The sequence below is a fragment of the Amycolatopsis lurida genome (genome assembly GCF_900105055.1).
Taxonomy (GTDB): Bacteria; Actinomycetota; Actinomycetes; order Mycobacteriales; family Pseudonocardiaceae; genus Amycolatopsis; species Amycolatopsis lurida.
Genome location: NZ_FNTA01000004.1, coordinates 355,542 through 374,251, shown reverse-complemented (window position 1 = coordinate 374,251; position 18,710 = coordinate 355,542). Strand labels below are relative to the sequence as shown.

At 69.0% G+C, this 18,710-nt stretch carries 20 protein-coding genes; 11 read left to right on the top strand and 9 right to left on the bottom strand.

What is annotated here, in order from left to right:
• Positions 1–963, bottom strand: a complete 963-nt coding sequence (locus tag BLW75_RS06995) for a M64 family metallopeptidase (protein WP_034306955.1) — start codon at positions 961–963, stop codon at positions 1–3.
• 93 nt (positions 964–1,056) lie between these two features.
• Between BLW75_RS06995 and BLW75_RS06990 the strand changes: the two genes are divergently transcribed.
• The 3 genes from BLW75_RS06990 to BLW75_RS43150 all read left to right on the top strand — a co-directional run bounded on the left by BLW75_RS06990 (position 1,057) and on the right by BLW75_RS43150 (position 3,138).
• On the top strand, positions 1,057–2,025 hold the full coding sequence (locus BLW75_RS06990) for a LysR family transcriptional regulator (RefSeq protein ID WP_034306952.1): 969 nt from the start codon (positions 1,057–1,059) through the stop codon (positions 2,023–2,025).
• A 74-nt stretch (positions 2,026–2,099) separates the two neighbouring features.
• Positions 2,100–2,852, top strand: a complete 753-nt coding sequence (locus BLW75_RS06985; protein WP_034306950.1) for a trypsin-like serine protease — start codon at positions 2,100–2,102, stop codon at positions 2,850–2,852.
• Positions 2,853–2,907: 55 nt separating this feature from the next.
• On the top strand, positions 2,908–3,138 hold the full coding sequence (locus BLW75_RS43150) for a hypothetical protein (protein ID WP_158005351.1): 231 nt from the start codon (positions 2,908–2,910) through the stop codon (positions 3,136–3,138).
• Here BLW75_RS43150 and BLW75_RS43905 read toward each other — a convergent pair.
• The 4 genes from BLW75_RS43905 to BLW75_RS06970 all read right to left on the bottom strand — a co-directional run bounded on the left by BLW75_RS43905 (position 3,128) and on the right by BLW75_RS06970 (position 5,723).
• Complete coding sequence (locus BLW75_RS43905; protein ID WP_277814939.1) at positions 3,128–3,259, bottom strand: hypothetical protein; 132 nt, start codon at positions 3,257–3,259, stop codon at positions 3,128–3,130. The genes BLW75_RS43150 and BLW75_RS43905 overlap by 11 nt on opposite strands.
• 85 nt (positions 3,260–3,344) lie before the next feature.
• Positions 3,345–4,343, bottom strand: coding sequence for a LuxR C-terminal-related transcriptional regulator (locus BLW75_RS06980; protein WP_034306948.1), 999 nt, complete (start codon positions 4,341–4,343; stop codon positions 3,345–3,347).
• Between the two features lie 67 nt (positions 4,344–4,410).
• Complete coding sequence (locus tag BLW75_RS06975) at positions 4,411–5,064, bottom strand: S1 family peptidase (RefSeq protein ID WP_034306946.1); 654 nt, start codon at positions 5,062–5,064, stop codon at positions 4,411–4,413.
• 314 nt (positions 5,065–5,378) lie between these two features.
• Complete coding sequence (locus BLW75_RS06970) at positions 5,379–5,723, bottom strand: hypothetical protein (RefSeq protein ID WP_034306944.1); 345 nt, start codon at positions 5,721–5,723, stop codon at positions 5,379–5,381.
• A 271-nt stretch (positions 5,724–5,994) separates the two neighbouring features.
• On the opposite strand from BLW75_RS06970, the gene BLW75_RS06965 reads away from it, so the two are divergent.
• Positions 5,995–9,675, top strand: coding sequence for a CARDB domain-containing protein (locus BLW75_RS06965; RefSeq protein ID WP_034306941.1), 3,681 nt, complete (start codon positions 5,995–5,997; stop codon positions 9,673–9,675).
• 53 nt (positions 9,676–9,728) lie between these two features.
• On the opposite strand, the gene BLW75_RS06960 is transcribed toward BLW75_RS06965, so the two are convergent.
• A complete protein-coding gene (locus BLW75_RS06960) occupies positions 9,729–10,280 on the bottom strand; it encodes a TetR/AcrR family transcriptional regulator (RefSeq protein ID WP_034306939.1) in 552 nt (183 codons plus the stop codon).
• Positions 10,281–10,377: 97 nt separating this feature from the next.
• Here BLW75_RS06960 and BLW75_RS06955 point away from each other — a divergent pair, with 97 nt between their 5' ends.
• The 4 genes from BLW75_RS06955 to BLW75_RS06940 all read left to right on the top strand — a co-directional run bounded on the left by BLW75_RS06955 (position 10,378) and on the right by BLW75_RS06940 (position 13,422).
• Entirely contained in the window at positions 10,378–11,280 is a 903-nt protein-coding gene (locus BLW75_RS06955) for an NmrA/HSCARG family protein (protein WP_034306937.1), read from the top strand.
• Between the two features lie 17 nt (positions 11,281–11,297).
• On the top strand, positions 11,298–12,047 hold the full coding sequence (locus BLW75_RS06950; protein ID WP_091596989.1) for an aminoglycoside adenylyltransferase domain-containing protein: 750 nt from the start codon (positions 11,298–11,300) through the stop codon (positions 12,045–12,047).
• An 89-nt stretch (positions 12,048–12,136) separates the two neighbouring features.
• Entirely contained in the window at positions 12,137–12,655 is a 519-nt protein-coding gene (locus BLW75_RS06945; RefSeq protein ID WP_034306934.1) for a PadR family transcriptional regulator, read from the top strand.
• Positions 12,652–13,422, top strand: a complete 771-nt coding sequence (locus BLW75_RS06940; protein ID WP_034306932.1) for an alpha/beta fold hydrolase — start codon at positions 12,652–12,654, stop codon at positions 13,420–13,422. Before BLW75_RS06945 ends, BLW75_RS06940 begins: the two co-directional genes overlap by 4 nt.
• Here the strand turns inward: BLW75_RS06940 and BLW75_RS06935 are convergent.
• From BLW75_RS06935 to BLW75_RS06925, 3 genes are all read right to left on the bottom strand, one after another.
• Positions 13,364–14,332, bottom strand: a complete 969-nt coding sequence (locus BLW75_RS06935; RefSeq protein WP_244175779.1) for a S66 peptidase family protein — start codon at positions 14,330–14,332, stop codon at positions 13,364–13,366. The genes BLW75_RS06940 and BLW75_RS06935 overlap by 59 nt on opposite strands.
• Before the next feature lie 12 nt (positions 14,333–14,344).
• Positions 14,345–14,734 (bottom strand): ATP-binding protein, encoded by a 390-nt coding sequence (locus tag BLW75_RS06930; protein ID WP_241783825.1) that lies wholly within the window; start codon positions 14,732–14,734, stop codon positions 14,345–14,347.
• Positions 14,735–14,815: 81 nt separating this feature from the next.
• Positions 14,816–15,241 (bottom strand): Rid family hydrolase, encoded by a 426-nt coding sequence (locus BLW75_RS06925; protein ID WP_091596985.1) that lies wholly within the window; start codon positions 15,239–15,241, stop codon positions 14,816–14,818.
• Between the two features lie 92 nt (positions 15,242–15,333).
• Here BLW75_RS06925 and BLW75_RS06920 point away from each other — a divergent pair, with 92 nt between their 5' ends.
• The 3 genes from BLW75_RS06920 to BLW75_RS06910 all read left to right on the top strand — a co-directional run bounded on the left by BLW75_RS06920 (position 15,334) and on the right by BLW75_RS06910 (position 18,670).
• Positions 15,334–15,810, top strand: coding sequence for a MarR family winged helix-turn-helix transcriptional regulator (locus BLW75_RS06920; protein WP_034316561.1), 477 nt, complete (start codon positions 15,334–15,336; stop codon positions 15,808–15,810).
• A gap of 108 nt (positions 15,811–15,918) precedes the next feature.
• Positions 15,919–16,461: a hypothetical protein gene (locus BLW75_RS06915; RefSeq protein WP_034316560.1), complete on the top strand. Its 543-nt coding sequence runs from the start codon at positions 15,919–15,921 to the stop codon at positions 16,459–16,461.
• Between the two features lie 334 nt (positions 16,462–16,795).
• Positions 16,796–18,670 carry a Calx-beta domain-containing protein gene (locus BLW75_RS06910; RefSeq protein ID WP_034316558.1) on the top strand — a complete coding sequence of 625 codons (1,875 nt, stop codon included), beginning with the start codon at positions 16,796–16,798 and terminating at the stop codon, positions 18,668–18,670.
• Positions 18,671–18,710 lie beyond the last annotated feature (40 nt).

Here is an 18,710-nt window from a genome sequence, read left to right as displayed (position 1 = left end):
TCAGTGCCGATGGGCGGCTTCGCGGTGGAAGCCCGCGATCATCGCTTCGGTGCTCGGCGGGTTGAAGGGCTGGCCGAGGGTGCGCATGAGTGAGTTCACGCTGGGGCGGTACATCCCGGTCTTGCAGTAGCGGGAACCCTCGAAGACACCGACCGTGCCGCCGTCGGGGGAGGGCTTGCCGAGCCAGGCGTACCACTTGGCCCGGCGGTCCTTCATCTGCTGGGCCGTGAGCGCGGAAGCGTTGGGCTCCCGGGGCTCGCGGGTGTCGCAGGTGCCGTAATCGTATTCGTCGGCGAGCCCGCCGATGGAGTGCCCGAGTTCGTGGGCGACGATCTGGCTGGCCTGGAGGTTGCCGCCCGAGGAGGTCGCGACCCCGCCGCCGGCGCCGCCGTACTTCGTCGTGTTCGCCAGCATGATGACCTGATCGACGTCCGGCGCGGCCGCGGCGTACTGGTTCGCCTTGGTTTCGTTGACGCACAACAGCCGTTCGATGCCGCCGCACCAGAAGTAGGAGCCCAGTGCGGTGTTGCGCCGCACCCCCTGGGTCGGGTCGTTGGTGATGCCGGACTGCGGTGACACCACGTCGACCTGCCAGAGGTTGAACTGCTTGCGGTGGCTCTTGTACGGCTCGATGGCGAACAGCGCCGCGACGCTGTTGCGGACGTGCTGCGAGTAGGTGCCCAGCTGCGTCGAGGTGTAGCCGTCACCGACGAAGACCAGGTCGAAGGTGGTCTCGCTGGGGCCGTTGGTTTCGATCGGGGTCACCGCGGCGGCGCTCGCGATCTGCCGCGGCGCGGCGGATCTGTCCGAAGCGGGCCGGGTGACGTCCACCCGGGTGATGGTCCCTCCTGGTTCGAAGGCCTCCATCGACGTCGTGAATCCGGGCGCCGCCGACGCCGTCGCGGGAACGAGCCCGGCGACGAGGGTGGCGGTCAGCGCGACCATCAGGCAGGCGCGTCGCATGCGTACTCCTTGCGGGGACGAGGGGGAGTACGAAAAACGATCCCGACTTTCGACGGCTTCCGGCACATCCCAAGTGGCCATAAGGTCCGCGTGATGGACGTCGAGTTACGTCACCTTCGCGTGGTGTGCGCCGTCGCCGACGCCGGCAGCATCACGCGCGCGGCGATCGGGCTCGGGAGCACCCAGCCCGCGTTGACCGCCGCCGTGCAGCGGATCGAGCGCGCGTTCGGGGGAACCTTGTTCGTCCGAGGCCGGGACGGGGTCTTCCCAACGGCGTTCGGTGAATGTGTGCTCGTCCGTGCCCGCGCCGTCCTCGCCGCGGCGGACACGATGCACCGGGACGCGGCGCGTTTCCTGGCGGAAGGCGAGAAGCGTCCGGTCGCGCTGGGTGGGATCGGCGGTTCGATGGTCGTCGAGCTGGCGGACCGGCTCGGTGATTCCGGCCGGGGGCAAGCGGTTTCGGTGACCACCGAGTTCTCGCCGTTGCGGTTGCTGGATCTCGTGGCAGGCGGGCAACTCGACGCCGCCGTGGTCGCCGACTATCCCGGGCACAGGCTGCCGTCGGCCCCCGGGGTGGCGTCGCGGCCCTTGGCCACGCAACCGGTGTTCGTGGCGATCGCCGCGGACCATCCGGCCGCCCGCCGCGCCGAGATCGACCTCGCCGACCTGGCCGCGGAGCGGTGGGTGCTCGGGCCGTCCGACGGTGCCGGCTGGCCGGAGTGCTTCGAGGAAGCCTGTGCCCAGGCGGGATTCCGGCCGCTGGTCGCGCACCGGAGCACCGAGTTGCGGCCCCTGCAACGCCTGATCGCCGCCGGCCGGGCGATTTCCCCGTGCCAAGTCACCTTTCCCACCTCACCCGGGATAGCGATCCGGCCCCTCGCGGACGATCCGCTGTGGATGCGGTATCTGATCGCCTGGAGCACGGAAGGCGCGTTCGGCGCGGAAAGCGATGTCTTGATCGCCGCGGCCGAAGCGGCCTACCGGTCCGACACCGAAAGCAGTCACCCCTACCGGCGTTGGCTCGAACGTCGCGAACAACCCGCCCGGCGTGCCATCGGGTGACACCTGGTCGGGGAATTCCCCTTGTCGCGCAGTGGTCTTAGCCTCGGATCACCTCATCGACGAAGGGTAAGAAATTGCGTCTGCGCGCCCTGCTGGCCGCTGCTGTCCTGACCATCACCACCGCTCCGGCCGCGTTCGCCGCGCCGGACGTCGCCCACGGCACCGATGTCCCACCAGGGCAGTTCGGGTTCGTCGCGAAGATCGCGATGACGAAGATCCCCCGCCCGGACGGCTCGACCTACAGCAGTTACTGCACGGGTGCGCTGGTCGCGCCCGGCTGGGTCGTCACCACCGGGCACTGCTTCCACGACGCGCACCGCAAGCGCGTCGCGGGCAAGGTGCCGTATCCCACCTTGGTGACGCTGGGCCTCGTCGACGAGACGATCGAGTCAGGCGTGGCCCGCAAGGCGACCGAAGTGCTGCAGGCGAAGGAAAACGACGTCGCGCTCATCAAACTGGACACCCCGGTGACCACGGTGACCCCGCTGACGGTGAACCGCGTTCTCCCGAAGATCGGCCAGCAGCTGACGCTGGCGGGGTGGGGCAGCCTGACCGCCAAGAACCCCGCTCCGGCCACCCGGATGCAGCAAGGCACGGTCCAGGTGGCGACGGTGGCCCCGACGACGATCGGTGTCCGCGGCGCGGCACCCTCGATCACGACCAGTGCCTGCACCTACGACTCCGGCGCGCCGTACTTCGTCCCGGGAGGCACCAGCGGCACCTTGGTCTCGCTGGAGGCCACCGGGCCGGAGTGCCCGCACGCCGGGATCGAGACGACCTCGCGCGCGGACGTCATCGCGGACTGGATCGCCACCCGGACGGGCTAACGGGCCGTTTCGTCCGGTGGCGGACAGGGTAGTGGCGTGAGCAGGAGGTAGTGCGATGACGAATGCTCGAATGACCGCGCCTCCGGCGCCGCCGAACCCCATGCCGCCGGACCCCGGTGTACCCGACCCCGGGATCCCCGAGCCGGTCCCGGACCCTGGCAGGCCGGAGCCGGTCCCGGATCCCGGGGTGCCCGAACGGGTCCCCGATCCGGGGCCGGACCGCCCGGTTCCGGAACCCGAGAGCCCGCCGGAAGCCCAGCCGGGACCGGCGGGACTCAGAGGGTGAACGCGAGCCAGAGCGCGAGCCAGGCGCAGGCCGCGACCGCGACCGCGACGGCGACCACCCGCAGGCCGGCGGTGGCGATCCGGAGCGACGTGGTGCCGGTGTGGTGTCGGTGATTCCCCATGATTCCGCCCTCCTTCCAAGATCACCATCCGCTTTCGGTGCCTTCGCCGCCACCTGGGTGACCCCGTCCGGGTGAGCCCCCGCACTCAGAGCCAGTCGTTGTGCGCGGCGAAGATCCCCAGCTGGAACCGGCTGGAAACACCCGCGCGGTCCATCAGGTTTTCGAGATAGCGGAACAGGGTTCGCCTGCTGACGCCGAGTTCGGCGGCGATCTCGTCGTCCTTGCGCCCGGCGGCGAGCAGGAGCAGCAGTTCCCGTTCGGCCGGCCGGATCGGCTGCTCGGAAGTCCGTCCATACCGGTCGAGCGGAAGCGCGGCCGCCCAGGAGGTTTCGAACAGTCCCTCCAGCGCGGAGAAAAGGCTGCACGGGCGCACGATGACGATGGACTGGTTGCGATCCGCCTCGCGGATGGTCAGCGCGATGGTCGCCGCACGGTCGTCGAACAGCGTGAGTTTCACCGGGAGCTCGGGCAGGAGGCGGGCCTGTTCGCCGGCGCGCAGGCACGGCAGGATGTTCGCGGCGAGATAGCCGGGATCGCCGAGCGAAGCTCCACTGTAGACACAACGGTAGGTGATCCCGCGCCGTAGTTGGTCCTCCTCCAGCAGATTCCTGCGGCCGCCGGTGAAGTAGGGCGGGGAGTCGAGGCGGCGCACCTGATGCCGCACCGTGGTCGCGAGGTGCTGAAGCCGCGGGATGATGGCGTCGCCGGTGACCACTTCGAGCAGGTCCTGCGCGTTCGGCATCCCCGAATGCGCCCGACGGAAGGCACGGTACGCGGTCTGGACCGCGAGCCGCGCGTCGTGGAGTTCGGCCTGCCGTCGAGTGGTCAGCGCGGTGAGCGCTTCGCTGGGATTCGCCGGGAGGTATTCGGCCCCGTCCACTCCGGCCGACACCGCGAGCCCGGCGTCGGCCAGCTCCTTCAGTGCCAGCTGGACGGTCTCCGCGTCGTCCTCCCGCCAGGCCAGCTCGTCGGCGGTGACGGGCGCGCTTTCGAGCATCCGCCGGTAGATCCGGGCGGCGGTCTCGCCGAGACCCAGTCTGGCCAGCTGCGCGCCGAGCCCATCCGGAGAAGTCGTCGATCCCACTTTCCACCTGCCTTCTCAGCGGTCCGGGAGTGGTGGCGCCACCACTCCCGGACCGGTTCGCCGAAACCTAGACGCCCGACGTGTCGCGGATCCAGGTGCGGTTCGCCGAGATGCTGGTGTGCGTCGAGGTGTCCACCTTGTTGCCGGCGATGTGCACGCCGACCTGCTTGCCGCCGACGAAGACCGGACCGCCCGAGTCGCCGCCGTTGGTCAGCCCGTCGCCCCGGCGGGCCTTGATCAGTCCACTTCCGACACTGGTCACCGTCATCCGGGCGACCTTCAGGTAGCGCTGCAGGTCACCGTCTTCGTTGTAGCCCCAGCCGTAAACGTGTTCGGTGTCGCCGACGGCGACCGAAGTACCGAGGGACGCGTACGTCGTGCTCACCGAACGGTCGAGCCTCAGCAGCGCGATGTCGGCGCCGTTGGAGGGCGTGTGGATGTCGGTCACCACGGCGTACGTTCCGGCCCGATGATCGACGTCGCCCACCCGGACGGAGTAATCGGCGCCGGGTTCGTCGACGCAGTGCTCGGCCGTGAGCACCCAGTGGGCGCTGATGATCGAACCGGAGCACCACTGGCTGCCGTTCTGTTCGATCATGGCGGCCCACGGGCCGGACTGGGCGTATTCGCCGTCGATGATGGGGGCCGCGACGGCGGCGGGAGCGACCGTCGTGAGCCCGGCCGCGCACAGCAGGGCGGTGAGGAGACCTCGGATGCGCATGGGTGCCTTCCAATGCAGGGAAATCGGGGAAAGGAAATCGACGGGTCACCCGTTTTGCGGCCGTGACGGATCGCCAGGGATCGCCCGGCCGGATCCGAAATCGGTTTCCCATGCTAGGCAGGCGGATACGGCGGTAGATAGCGACTAAAGACGGGAGAAGACCGCGCCGGGCGGCACCGGACCTGCACTTTCGGCACGAGAGTGCCGATGGCACCGATGTGTCACGGGGGAGCCCCTGAAGTACGTGAAGGCCCCCTTCACTGCGCTAGACGCAATGAAGGGGGCCTTCACGTACTTCGGAAGTTATCTCGCGGTCATCGACGACGGGGCCTGGCGTCGAGCAGTTCCTCGGCGAGCAGGATCGTCCGCTCCGAAAGCGTGGCGGACAAACGCTCGACCGACTCGCCGATCCGGTCCGCCTCCCGGCGCACTCCCTCACCCGCGGCCACGTTGTGCCGCTCGGCGAGGCCCGCGAGCCTGCTGCCGGAGATCAGGACGAGATCGGCGAGCCGCTCGCCCAGTTCGGTCAGCCGGTTCGCCGCCCGGCCGGCGCGGCGCGCCACGAGGTCTTCGGTCTCCCGTCGCAGCTCCCGGACCGCGGACCTCGACTCGTTCGTCGTCCCGGTGAGTGCGGACCTCAGGGTTTTCGTAACGTCCATCAGGGATCGACCTCCACGCGGCTAGCCTGGATTTGAGTGTACAGCTGTACTCCGTATTCACGGAATACTCGATCTTGTATTCGTTCGCAGGAAACAAAAGCGGTGAAACTGGGCGTACGTGCGTAAGCGCAGTCGCTGCCAGGCCGGGCGCTCGCAGATGGCAGTCGAGAAATTTCTGAAAGATGTCAACTTCTTGCGTTTTGTCTCCGGGTTGTTGCATGCTCGTACGGCTCTGGCTCCCTCCCCGCCGTCTCAAAGAAGAGAAGACGCCATGACACGTATGCGCCTGTCCCGGCTCATCGCCGGTCTCCTGGTCTCGGGGCTTTCCGTCGCCGGACTCTCCCTCGCTTCCGCCGCGAGCGGGCCACCTCCCGACCCTGTTCCGGCGGCGCTCGCCGAAGTGCCATTGACCCGCACGGTGTCGGCGAGCAGCGCGCTGCCCGGTTATCCCGTCGCGAACGCCGTCGACGGGAATCAGGAGAGCTACTGGGAATCGGCCGGCAACGCGTTCCCGCAGTGGATCCAGGCCGACCTCGGCACGGCGAAATCCCTCTCGCGGATCATGCTGAAACTGCCCGCGGGCTGGGAATCCCGCACCCAGACGCTGGCCGTGCGCGGAAGCACCGACGGCACGGCGTTCACCGACCTCGCCGCGCCGACCGGTTACGCGTTCGCTCCCGGAACCAACACCGTCACCATCCCGATGACCGCGTCGGCCCGCTACGTGCGGCTGCAGGTCACCGCGAACTCGAGGTGGCCCGCCGCGCAGCTCGCGGAATTCGAGCTGTACGGGCCGGACACCGGCGACACGCAGGCCCCGAGCGCGCCGGCGAATCTCGCGCTGACCGAGCCCACCGCCGGCCAGATCCGGTTGACGTGGTCGCCCTCGGCGGACAACGTCGGTGTCTCCGGCTACACCGTCTATCGCGACGGGACGCCGGTCACCACGATCACCGGCACCACCTTCACCGAGTCCAGGCCCACGGGGACCCGGGTCGAGTACTTCGTGCGCGCCAAGGACGTGGCGGGCAACGAATCCGGCGACAGCAACCACGTCGTGCGCTCCGGGACGAGCGCGGGCGCGAACCTGGCTGCGGGCAAACCGATCGAGGCCACGTCGACGGTGCATGCGTTCGTCGCGGCCAACGCCAACGACAACAACACCGCCACGTACTGGGAATCCGCCGCGGGCTACCCGAACGCGCTGACGGTGAAGCTCGGGGTCGACGCGGACGTCGACTCGGTCGTGGTGAAGCTCAACCCGGACGCGATCTGGGGCGCGCGGACACAGAACTTCGAGGTCCTCGGTCGTCCGCAGGGGTCCACCGCGTTCACCGCGCTGTCGCCGCGAGCGGACCACCGCTTCGACCCGGCCGGCCACCGGAATTCGGTGGTCATCCCGGTCAGCGGACGCGCCGCGGAGGTACGCCTGCAGTTCTTCGCCAACTCGGGTGCCCCCGGCGGTCAGGTCGCGGAATTCCAGGTGATCGGCACTCCCGCGCCGAACCCGGACCTCGTCGTCACCGGCACGACCTGGACGCCGTCGAACCCGACGGAGACCAGCAGGCTCGCCGTGTCGGCGACGGTGAAGAACACCGGCACCGCGAACGCGGCCGCCACCACCGTGAACGTCAGCCTCGGCGGCACCGTCGCCGGTGACGCACCGGTCGGGGCGCTCGCCGCCGGCGAGTCCGCCACGGTCACCGTCGACGCGGGAACGCGTCCGCAGGGCACGTACACCGTGGCCGCCACCGCCGACCCGGCGGGCAAGGTGGCCGAGCAGGACGAAACGAACAACACCTACACCTCACCGATGCCGCTGGTGATCGCCCAGTCGCCGGGGCCCGACCTCGAGGTCACCGGCGTCACCTCGAACCCACCCAATCCGGCGGCCGGTGCCGCGGTGTCCTTCACCGTCGCGGTGCGCAACCGCGGCACGAGCGGCGCGGGCGCTTCGGTGACCCGGCTGGCGGTCGGCGGCACCACGCTGACCGGCACCACCGGGGCGATCGAGGCGGGCGCCACCGTGAACGTCGCGATCTCGGGCACGTGGACCGCCGTCGACGGTGGGGCGACCCTCACCGCGACGGCCGACGCGAACGGTACGGTGACGGAGACCAACGAGTCCAACAACAGCCTCTCGCGGGCCATCGTCGTGGGCCGCGGCGCGGCGGTCCCGTATGTCGAATACGAGGCGGAAGCCGCGCAGTACCAAGGACAGCTGCTGGAAGCCGACCCGCTTCGCACCTTCGGCCACACGAACTTCGCGACCGAATCCTCGGGCCGCAAGTCCGTGCGGCTGGCGAATCAGGGCCAGTACGTGGAGTTCACGTCGGCGAACCAGGCGAACTCGATCGTCGTGCGCAACTCCATTCCCGACGCCCCCGGTGGTGGTGGGCAGGACGCGACACTCAGCCTGTACGTCAACGGGACTTTCGCGCAGAAGCTGACGCTGTCGTCGAAGCACAGCTGGCTCTATGGCAGCACCGACGATCCCGAAGGCCTGACCAACACCCCGCAGGCCAACGCGCGCCGGTTGTTCGACGAGTCGCACGCGCTGCTGGCGCAGTCGTATCCACCGGGCACGAAGTTCAAGCTGCAACGGGACAGCGGTGACAACGCGACGTTCTACATCGTCGACCTCATCGATCTGGAACAGGTCGCTCCCGCGTCGGAGAAGCCCGCGAACTGCGTGTCGATCACGGAGTACGGCGCCGTGCCGAACGACGGGAACGACGACTCGGCGGCGATCCAGCGCGCGGTGACCGACGACCAGAACGGCGTGATCGGCTGTGTCTGGATCCCGGCGGGGCAATGGCGGCAGGAGAAGAAGATCCTGACCGACGACCCGAACGTGCCCAACGGCGGCGGCCAGTACAACCAGATCGGTATCTCCCACGTGACGATCCGCGGTGCGGGCATGTGGCATTCGCAGCTGTACTCGCAGATCGAGCCGCAGAACGCGGGCGGCATCAACCATCCGCACGAGGGCAATTTCGGGTTCGACATCGACAAGAACACGCAGATCTCCGATATCGCCATCTTCGGTTCCGGCCGGATCCGCGGCGGCGACGGCGGCGCGGAAGGCGGTGTCGGTCTCAACGGCCGCTTCGGTACCGGCACGAAGATCTCCAACGTGTGGATCGAGCACGCCAACGTCGGTGTGTGGGTCGGCCGGGACTACAGCAACCTGCCTGCGCTCTGGGGCCCCGGTGACGGCCTCGAGTTCAGCGGCATGCGGATCCGGAACACCTACGCCGACGGCATCAACTTCACCAACGGCACCCGGAACTCGAAGGTGTTCAACTCGTCGTTCCGCACCACCGGTGACGATTCGCTCGCGGTGTGGGCGAACCAGTACGTGAAGGATCCGTCGCAGGACATCGCGCACGACAACGTGTTCGCCAACAACACGATCCAGCTCCCGTGGCGTGCCAACGGGATCGCGATCTACGGCGGCTACGGCAACAAGATCGAGAACAACGTCGTCCACGACACGATGAACTACCCGGGCATCATGCTGGCGACGGATCACGACCCGCTGCCGTTCTCCGGGGAGACGCTCATCGCGAACAACGCCCTGTACCGCTGCGGTGGTGTGTTCTGGGGCGAACAGCAGGAGTTCGGCGCGATCACGTTCTTCGCGCAGGGCAAGGACATCCCCGGGGTGGTCCTGCGGGACACGGAGATCCACGATTCGACCTACGACGGTGTCCAGTTCAAGACCGGCGGCGGCGTCGTGACCGCGGCCCTCAGCGGCGTCAAGATCGACAAGTCGAACAACGGAGCGGGCATCCTCGCGATGAGCGGCGCCCGCGGTAGTGCGACCTTGACGAAAGTGACGATCACGAACTCCGCGAACGGCGACATCGTCCGTGAGCCGGGGTCGCAGTTCGTGATCACCGGCGGGCCGGTGCCCGCGGTGGTCTCGTCGGGCCGCCGCACGCGGTAGGCCGGAAGTGATTCGGGGCCGGAGCGGGAGACCGCTCCGGCCCTTTGTCATGCCTAGGGGCTCAGACCCGCGACGGCCAACCGGAACAGGCGGTCCGCCTGCGCGGCGGGATCCGGGTAGTGCTCGGTGGCCAGGACGATGCCGACGATCAGGGTGATCAGATCGGCGACCGTGACGTCCGGAGACACCACGCCGTCCTGTGCGGCCCGTCGCACGAGCGGATCCCCGGCTTCCTCGATGGCGGCGGAACAAGAGTTCTCGTGTTCCAGGGGACCGTCGTAAGCGAGCGCGGCCGCCAAACCGCGGGCGGAGACGCAATAGGTGACGACCTCGTCGAGCCAGGTCAGGAGCGCCTTCCGGCTGTCGTCCTTTCCGGTCAGTTCGACGGCGCGGGCGCACAACGCCGCGATCCGGTTCGCGGAGACCGCCTCCAGCAGTGCCCGCCGGGTGGGGAAGTGGCGCCGGACGGTCGCCGAGCCGACGTTGGCGGTCCGCGCGATCTGCTCCAGGGAGGCGCCGGAGCCGTGGGCCGCGACCTCCTCCTCGGCGACCGCGAGGATGCGCGCGTAGTTGCGCCGTGCGTCGGCACGCCGGCCGTCGGACATGTCTTCACCTCGGAGTTTGCGTAAGTGGTGGGCCCCGCCATATCGTAGCGGACGATAAGTGGCGGGCCCCGCCACTTAGTCGACCGAAGGAGTCACCATGTCCCCATCGCCCGTTTTGGTCACCGGCGCCACCGGCAGGCAGGGCGGTGCGACCGCTCGTGCCCTGCTCGCGGCCGGTGTTCCCGTCCGAGCGCTGGTGCGCGACCCGGCCAGGGCGAAAGCCGCCGAAGCGCTCGGCGCCGAACTCGTCGTCGGCGACCTCCGCGACGTCGATTCCGTGATCCGGGCGGCCAAGGGCGCCCGCGCCGTCTTCTCGGTACAGATGCCGGGCATGAACGCCGACGGATTCGATTTCGCCGGCGAGGTGGCTCAAGGCGTCAATCTCATCGAGGGCGCGAAGGCGGCCGGGGTGCCGCAGTTCGTGCACACCTCCGTTTCGGGCGCCGGTCAGCACGTCGAGGCGGAGGGATGGGCCGAGGGGCGCTGGGCGTCGATGGAGCCGACGCTGGATGCCAAAGCCGCGATCCAAGACCATCTCCGCGAAGCCGGATTTCCTCAGTGGACCCTGCTGAAGCCGGGTTTCTTCATGGAGAACTTCCTGCCCGACATGAAGTTCCTCTTCCCGCGCGGGGTGGACGGCGGTCTGGTGAGCGTCATCAAGCCGTCGACGTCACTGTCGCTGGCCGCCGTCGACGACATCGGCACCGCGGCCGCCGCGGTCATCGCCGAACCGGAGCGGTTCACCGGGGTCGAACTGGAGTTGGCGAGCGACTTCCTGACCATGGCGGAGATCGCCGAGGTCCTTTCCTGCGTGCTGGGCACCCCGCTGGCGGCACCGGACATGACCGTCGAGCAGGCGGTCGCCGCCGGGATGCCGCCGATGGGCGCCTCGCACGAGTGGCTGAACGTGGTCGGCCAGCCCGGACGTCCGGAATACGCGCGGGAACTCGGCCTCCCGCTCACCGGATTCGCCGACTGGGCGCGGAAATATCTTGCGTAGTGCGTGATCGTTGAGGCATGCGCATCGAGCCTCTGCTGGACCATCTCGACCGGGAAGATCCCGGCGGCGTCCTCGGGTTGTACCTCTACGGTTCCGCCGCGGCGGGTGGGCTCAAACCGGACAGCGACATCGATCTGCTGCTGGTCACCCGCCGCTCGCTCGGCGCATCGGAACGCGCCGCGCTGGTGTCCCTGCTGGTGCGGCTTTCGGGTTGGCGTGGCCACGCCGCCCGATTCCCGGACGCGGCGGACCGCCGTCCGATCGAACTGACGGGGATCGTCGCCGGGGACAAGCCGTCGCGCCGTGATTTCCAGTACGGGGAATGGCTTCGGGAAGACCTCGTGCGAGGTCGTCTTCCCCGGCCTGTGGAGGATCCCGACGTCGTGATCCTCGCGGCCACCGCCCATGCGGCGCATCGCGTTCTGCGCGGCCCCGCGCTCGCCGAACTCCTCGATCCGGTGCCGCGGGAGCTGCTCCGTCACTCGGCGCTCGGCGTCGTTCCCGGTCTGTTGGCCGAGATCGAAGGCGACGAACGCAATGTCCTGCTCACGCTCGCGCGCATCGTCGTGACCGTCGAGACGGGCGGGATCGTCTCGAAGGACGCCGCGGCGGCGGCCGTCGCGCCGACGCTCGACGGCGACGGCCGCGCGCTGCTCCAGCGGGCGCGAGCGGGCTACCTCGGTACGGCTTCCGATGACTGGACCGGACTTTCGGCCGAGGTGGTCTCGCTCGCACGTGCGCTCGCGGCCCGGGCGAAGGGGGTTTGACAAAGCGGAACGATGCTCCGTCTGTTTGTGGAACAGCGCTCGGCCTAGCCTAGTTGACAAGTCCCATAGGTGACTAGTCTACTAGTGACATGGTTCTTTCCCGCCTCATCCTGGGGTTGCTCGCTCTCGCGCCCATGACCGGCTACGACCTCAAACGTCATTTCGAATCGACCGTCGGGCACTTCTGGGTGGCGGACAAGGCGCAGATCTATCGCACCCTCGCCCGGCTCGTCGCGGACGGGCTCGCCGAGGTCGAGACCGTCGCCGGCGCCGGGGCGCCGGACCGGCAAGAACACCGCATCACCGTCGCGGGGCGGACGGCGCTCGCCGAATGGCTGGCGAGCGAACCCGAGCGGCACGTCGAACGCGATCCGTTCCTCGCGCGGGTGTTCTTCGGTGCGGATCTCGACGACGACGCCTTCCGCTCCCTCCTGACTGCCCGCCGCGAGGCGACCCGGGCGCGGCTGGAGCGATTCGAACGGACGCGGGCGGACGCCGACGCGCCCGACCGGGCGGCCAGGCTGCGACTGTCCACACTGGACTACGGAATCGCGAACCTGCGCGTCGAACTGGACTGGCTCGACGCGCTCGCGAAGGAGCTCGCGTGAACACGTTCCCCGAAGTGCATTCCGCCGGGACGGCCACGACGGAGCGGCCGGTGGTGCTGCTGCACGGCGGCAACGTCGCGAACTGGATGTGGGAGGCGCAGCTGCCCGCGTTCGGCGATCGGACGGTGCTCACGCCGGACTTGCCGGGCTTCGGCGAACGGGTCGGCGAGCGCTGGCCGGGCCTGGACGCGGTGGCGGACGACGTCGTCGCGAGAGTGACCGGGTACGGCGTCGACGGTCCGTTCGATCTCGTCGGCCTCTCCCTCGGAGCACTCACGGCTTTGCGCGTGCTGGCGCGGCACCCGGACCGGGTGAGTTCGGCGTTCCTGACCAGCGCGCCGCTCACGCCCGCCGGCGCCGGGATGCGCTTGTACTGCGCGGTGCAGTCGGCATTCTCGCGAGCCCGCTGGTACTGGCGCGCCCAAGCCGCCGTCTTCGGGCTTCCCGAAGATGCACGCGCCCGGTATGTCGAACACGGTCTCTCGGTGCGCCGCGAAACCGCGTCCGCGATGGCCGCCGAGGTGTGCGCGGGCGGGGTGCCCGCCGAGGTGGGCCGCTATACCGGGCCACTGCTCGCGACAGCGGGGGAGAAGGATTCCGCGGCGGTGCGACGATCCCTCGCGGCAATCGCGCGGGCCGCGCCCCAGACGCGGTCGCGGCTCGTGCCGGGGAGGCACCACATCTGGAATGTGGAGGATCCCGAGCTGTTCAACGGAGTCCTTCGCGCTTGGCTCGGGGGAGCCGTGGATCCGCGTCTTGTGAGCTGACCGCCGGGGCGACGGTGAGCGTGCCCGCGGCGGTGTCCAGTACGGCCAGCGGTCCCAGCGGAACGGAAAGCGGGTCCGCGCCGTGTCCGACGTCGATTCCGCCGAGGACCGGCACGCCCAGCGCGCCCACCCGGTCCTTGAGGACGTCGACGAGGGTCCAGCCGCGATCGGTGTAGTCCTCGAAGCCGGGAAACCGGCCGAGCGCGATCCCTCGTACGCCGTGGAGCGCGCCGGACCGGATGAGCTGGGTCAGCTGGCGGTCGACCTGCCCGAGGCCGATCGTCCGCTCGGCTTCGAGGAACAGGATGGCGCCTGCCAGCGAAGGCAGGCCGACGCCGACCGCGTGGGCGACGGTGCCGAGATTCCCGCCGACGAGGTCACCTGTGGCGGTGCCGGGCACTTCGGCCGCGACGGTCATGGCCTGCGGATCGCGGTGGAGGATGGCGGGCTCGCCGTCCATCAGCAGCCGCCGGGTCGCGGCCGCGGAACGGGAACCCGCCACGAAACCGTGGATCCCCGCCAGCCCGCAGTGCCGCCAGAGCGCGAGATGGAGGGCGGTGATGTCGCTGAAGCCGACCAGCGGCTTGGGGTCGGCCCGGACCGCGTCGAAGTCGAGATCGTCGGCGATGCGGTACGCGCCCGCACCGCCGCGGGTGGCGATCACGGCGCGGACGGCCGGATCGCGGAACGCGTCGTCGAGATCGGCCAACCGGTCTTCATCCCGGCCTGCCAGGTAACCCCGGCGATCGAGCGCGTGCGTCCCGATTTCGACGACCAGCCCCCAGCTTTCCAGGACGGCCGCGGTTTCGGCGACCTGCTCGCGGGTGGGAAAGCTGGCGGGGGAGACGAGGCGAACGTGATCACCCGGTCGCGGGATCGGCGCGATCAGGGTGCTGCGCGAGGCTGTCACCGGATGATCGTGTCAGAGCACCGGGATCTCCGCCCACACCGTTTTGCGTCCCGCGCGGGCGATCACACCCCAACGGTCGCTGATCGCCTCGACCAGTGCCAGCCCTCGCCCGTGGGGGCTCGTCGGATCCGCTTTGGCCACGCGGTACGGCCGGAGCCGAGGTCGGCGGTCGTCGACTTCGACGCGGACGACGTCCCGGCCCGAGGGTACGGAGACCCTGAGCTCGGCGACGCCGTCCGCGTGTTCGTGCGCGTTGGTGACCAGTTCCGTGGTCAGCAGCTCGGTGTCCGCGATGGTGGCGCGGCCGACCTCGCTCAGCCGCTCTCGCAGCCAGGCCCGGACCTCTCCCAGCGGCGGGGCGATGCCGGTGGGGAATTCGTAAGCCTGTCGTGTTCTCGTCATACCCACGCGTTCTCCTTAGCGGGTTTCCCAGCTTGGCCAAGAGCATGGGCGCAGTGAGGGAGTACCCAAGGGGTGCGGGGTTCACACGTGGGCGCGTCCGGTGATCGCGGTGACCCTGATCTCGACCCGCATCTTCGGCGCGCCGAGGGCCGGGACGCCGATCTCCGTCCAGATCGGCGCGCGGTCGCCCATGTGCTCGCGGAACTGCTCGACCATCACGCGGTTGTGGGTCTCGCCGAGGAAACCGGGAGTTTCCGGGACGTGGTACGAGTTCACGGCGATGACGTCACGCCAGGTGGCGCCCGCCGTGGCGAGGGTCCGCCCGACGTTCTCGAAGGCCTTGACGATCTCCTCTTCGAGCGATTCGGGGAAGTTCAAGTCGTCGTCCCAGCCGCCCTGCCCCGAGATCTCGACGCGATCGCCGACGCGCACCGCCTGGCTGTAGCGCATCACCTTCAGTTGCCGGTCGCCGTAGCCGGGTGTGGCGAAGAACTCCGGCTGGGTCATGGTGAATCCCCTCGTTGACTTCATGCTTGAAGTCAAAGTAGCACGATTTGACTTTACGTGTGAAGTGATCGAGCTCTGGGTAAGGTTCCGCCATGGCCACCCCGGACCCCGACGACGCGTTGTGGCTGACCCCTGCCGAAAAGGAGGCCTGGACCGGGCTGGTCTCCCTGGTCCTCTTGCTGCCGGGGCGGCTCGAGTCGCCGCTGCAGCAGGACGCCGGGCTGACGCTGTTCGAGTACCTGACCCTCAGTCATATTTCGGAGGCCCCGGACCGGCGGCTGCGGATGAGCGAGCTGGCCTACCTCGCCAACGGCTCGCTCTCGCGTCTGTCCAATGTGGTCAAACGCTTCGAGCAGCGGGGCTGGGTGGAGCGGACGCCGGATCCCGGAGACGGCCGGTACACGCTCGCCGTGCTCACCGACGACGGCTACGACGTGGTCGTCGCGGCCGCTCCCGCGCACGTCCGTTCGGTGCGGGAGCTCGTTCTCGACCCGTTGACCGCGGAGGATCAGCATGCGCTGGCGCGGATCGCCGCCAAACTGCGGACGCGGCCCGCCGACCTCGCTTAGGCACTGTCCTGAGAGGCAGTCGATTGTGCGCGCGAAGGGCCCTTGTGCACGCGTTCCGGACTCTGTTCCCCTGGCAGGGTTCAATTCACGCGAAGAGGGGGAACTCTCGTGTTCAAGAAGATATTCGCCGTCGTGTCGGTGTTTTTGATGGCACTCGTGGGTGTCGCGGGGACGGCACACGCCGGGATCGTGCAGTGGTCCGACGGTTACGAATCGAATCCCCATGGCGTATGGGAGCGGGGAATCCAAGGCGGTGACGGGCATTCGTGGTTCGACATCGGCATGGGCGTGGCGCGGACCGGCAACAACAACGGCTGGCTCTTCGCCGACAACGGCTGGTCGGCGATGAGGACCGCGAAGTCGCTCGCGAGTTTCCCGGCGAATCGATCGAATTGCGCCGCCGCGATCCACGCCGACCCGGTCGGCGGCGGGGCGAACATCGGCCTCGAGATCTGGGACCCCGTCGGCTGGCGGAAAATCTCCCACACGGTGAAGTGGATCGACGACCGGGCGGGTTATCAGATCATCACGCTGAACAATCTCAATCTGAACGGCGTGGGTACCGTCTATCTCCAGCCGATCTACGGCAACAACGGCGGGCCGGCGAAGTACATCCGCTTGGACGACGCGATCATCCAGTGCGTCTACTGATCGAGGTCTCGCCGAGGTATCGACCGTTGCGACATTCGGTGAGTATTCGCCGGTGAATTCGGATTTTTGCCCGGCGCGGTGACCACGGAAAACGCCGAAATCTTCGGCACCTCTCACACTGAAGAGTGAGAGGTGCCGAAGCGCCTTCGGCTGGACGGTGCAATGCGCACCTGGTCCGCGTAGCCCGGACCCTCGGTAACAGCCCCGTTGGGAACCTTGACACAGGGCGCTCCGGGTGAAGCCCGGTTCTCGCGCTAACGAAATGCGAAAAATTCCGTCTTCTTCAGGAGCCCACAGGTATTCCGGCTCCGGCCGGGTCTCGAAAGGGAAGTCCATGTCACGAAGACCATTGCTCGCCGTCCTGGCCGCCGTTTCGTCGATGCTCGCCTCCACCGCGGTCGCCGCCGCGGCTCCACCGGGAGTGGACCCGGCCACGCTCGATCTCACCCTGAACGCGGGGCAGAGCACGACCGTGACCAAGAACGTGACGACCTCGGCCGTGCCGCCGAATCCCGACCTCGTCCTGCTCGCGGACACCACGGGCAGCATGGGCGGGCCGATCGGCAACGTGCGGACGAACGCCGGCGCCATCACCGCCGACGTCCTCGCCGCGCAGCCGACCGCGCAGTTCGGTGTCGCCGAGTACAAGGACTTCACCGACTCGGTGCCGTTCAAGGTCAATCAGGGCATCACCGGGGACACGACCGCCGTCCAGACGGGGATCAACCAATGGGCGGCCTCGGGCGGCGGGGACACGCCGGAGGCGAACTTGAACGCGCTCTACCAGCTCGCCACCGGGGCGGTCGCCTTCCGGCCGGACGGCACCCGCATCATCGCGTGGTTCGGCGACGCGCCGTCGCACGACCCGAGCGGCGGGCACACCCTGGCCCAGACCATCGCGGCGTTGCAGGCGGCGAAGATCCGCGTGGTCGCCGTCAACGTCGGCGCGCTCGACGCCACGGGGCAGGCTTCCGCCATCACCTCGGCCACGGGTGGCGTGCTGCTGAACAACGTCCCGGCCGGTCAGGTCTCCCAGGCCATTTTGGACGGTATCAAGTCCATCGAGGTCACGGTGACCCCGAAGGTGACCAGTTGCGACCCGCAGCTCACCGCCACGAACGATCCGGGCAGCGTCAAGGTGACCAGCGGCGGGGTGGCCACGTTCACCGAGACGATCAAAGCCGCCGCCGGTGCCGCTCCCGGTACCTACCAATGCGTCGTCGACTACCAGGTCGACGGGGTTTCGCGAGGGTACATCGAGACCACGACCGTGCGCGTGCTCGGCTTGAGCATCGACGACGTGACCGTCGGCGAAGGCTCCGGTGGCGCGCAGGTGCCGGCGACGTTCACGGTGTCGCTGCTCGGCGGCCCCAGCCCGAATCCGGTGACGGTCCAGTACGCGACCGCCAACGGCACCGCGTCCGCGCCCGCCGACTACACGGCGGCGAGCGGGATGGTCACGTTCGCTCCCGGCCAGACGGCCAGACCGGTGACCGTCCTGGTCAACCCGGACACCGTCGACGAGCCGAACGAGACGTTCACGGTGAACCTCTCGGCCCCGTCGGGCGCCGGCCTCATCGACGCGACCGGCGTCGGCACGATCGTCGACGACGACCGTGACGGCGTCTTCTCCTGCACCGGCACCGCGGCGAACGTCCTCGGGGTGACCGCGGCGCGGGCCAACCCGGCGAACCTGCCCTGTGCCGACGACAGCAGCACCGTCGCCGCCGCGACGCTCAACGCCGGCCTGATCAAGGTCGACACCAAGGTGCTGACCGCGTCGACCGATCTCACGCCGGACGACCAGTCGGCGGCTCCGGCCGCGGGCGATCGCGCGCTGGCGTCGGCCAAGATCGACAAGACGGTGATCAGCACGCTCGGGCTGACCGTCGAACTCGGCGTGATCCAGTCACAGGCGACCGCGACCTGTCAGCCGTCGCCGGGCGGGCTCGCGCCGGTGCTGGCGGGCAGTTCGCACGTCGCCTCGCTGAAGATCAACGGCGAGTCGATCACCGTCGGGTCGGCGCCGCTGACCATCCCGCTGGTCATCGGTTCGCTGAAGCTCAACGGCCAGACCGTGGCGAACGGCGTGGTGAAGCAGCAGGCCGTCGCGCTGGACACCGCGCTCGCGAAGATCGTGCTCGCGGAGTCCCAGGCCGACGTGCACGGAACCCCGGCACATCCGGCGGGCAACCCCTGCCGTCGCTGAGCCGCTGAATCCCGCCGGGACGGAACCTCGTCCGTCCCGG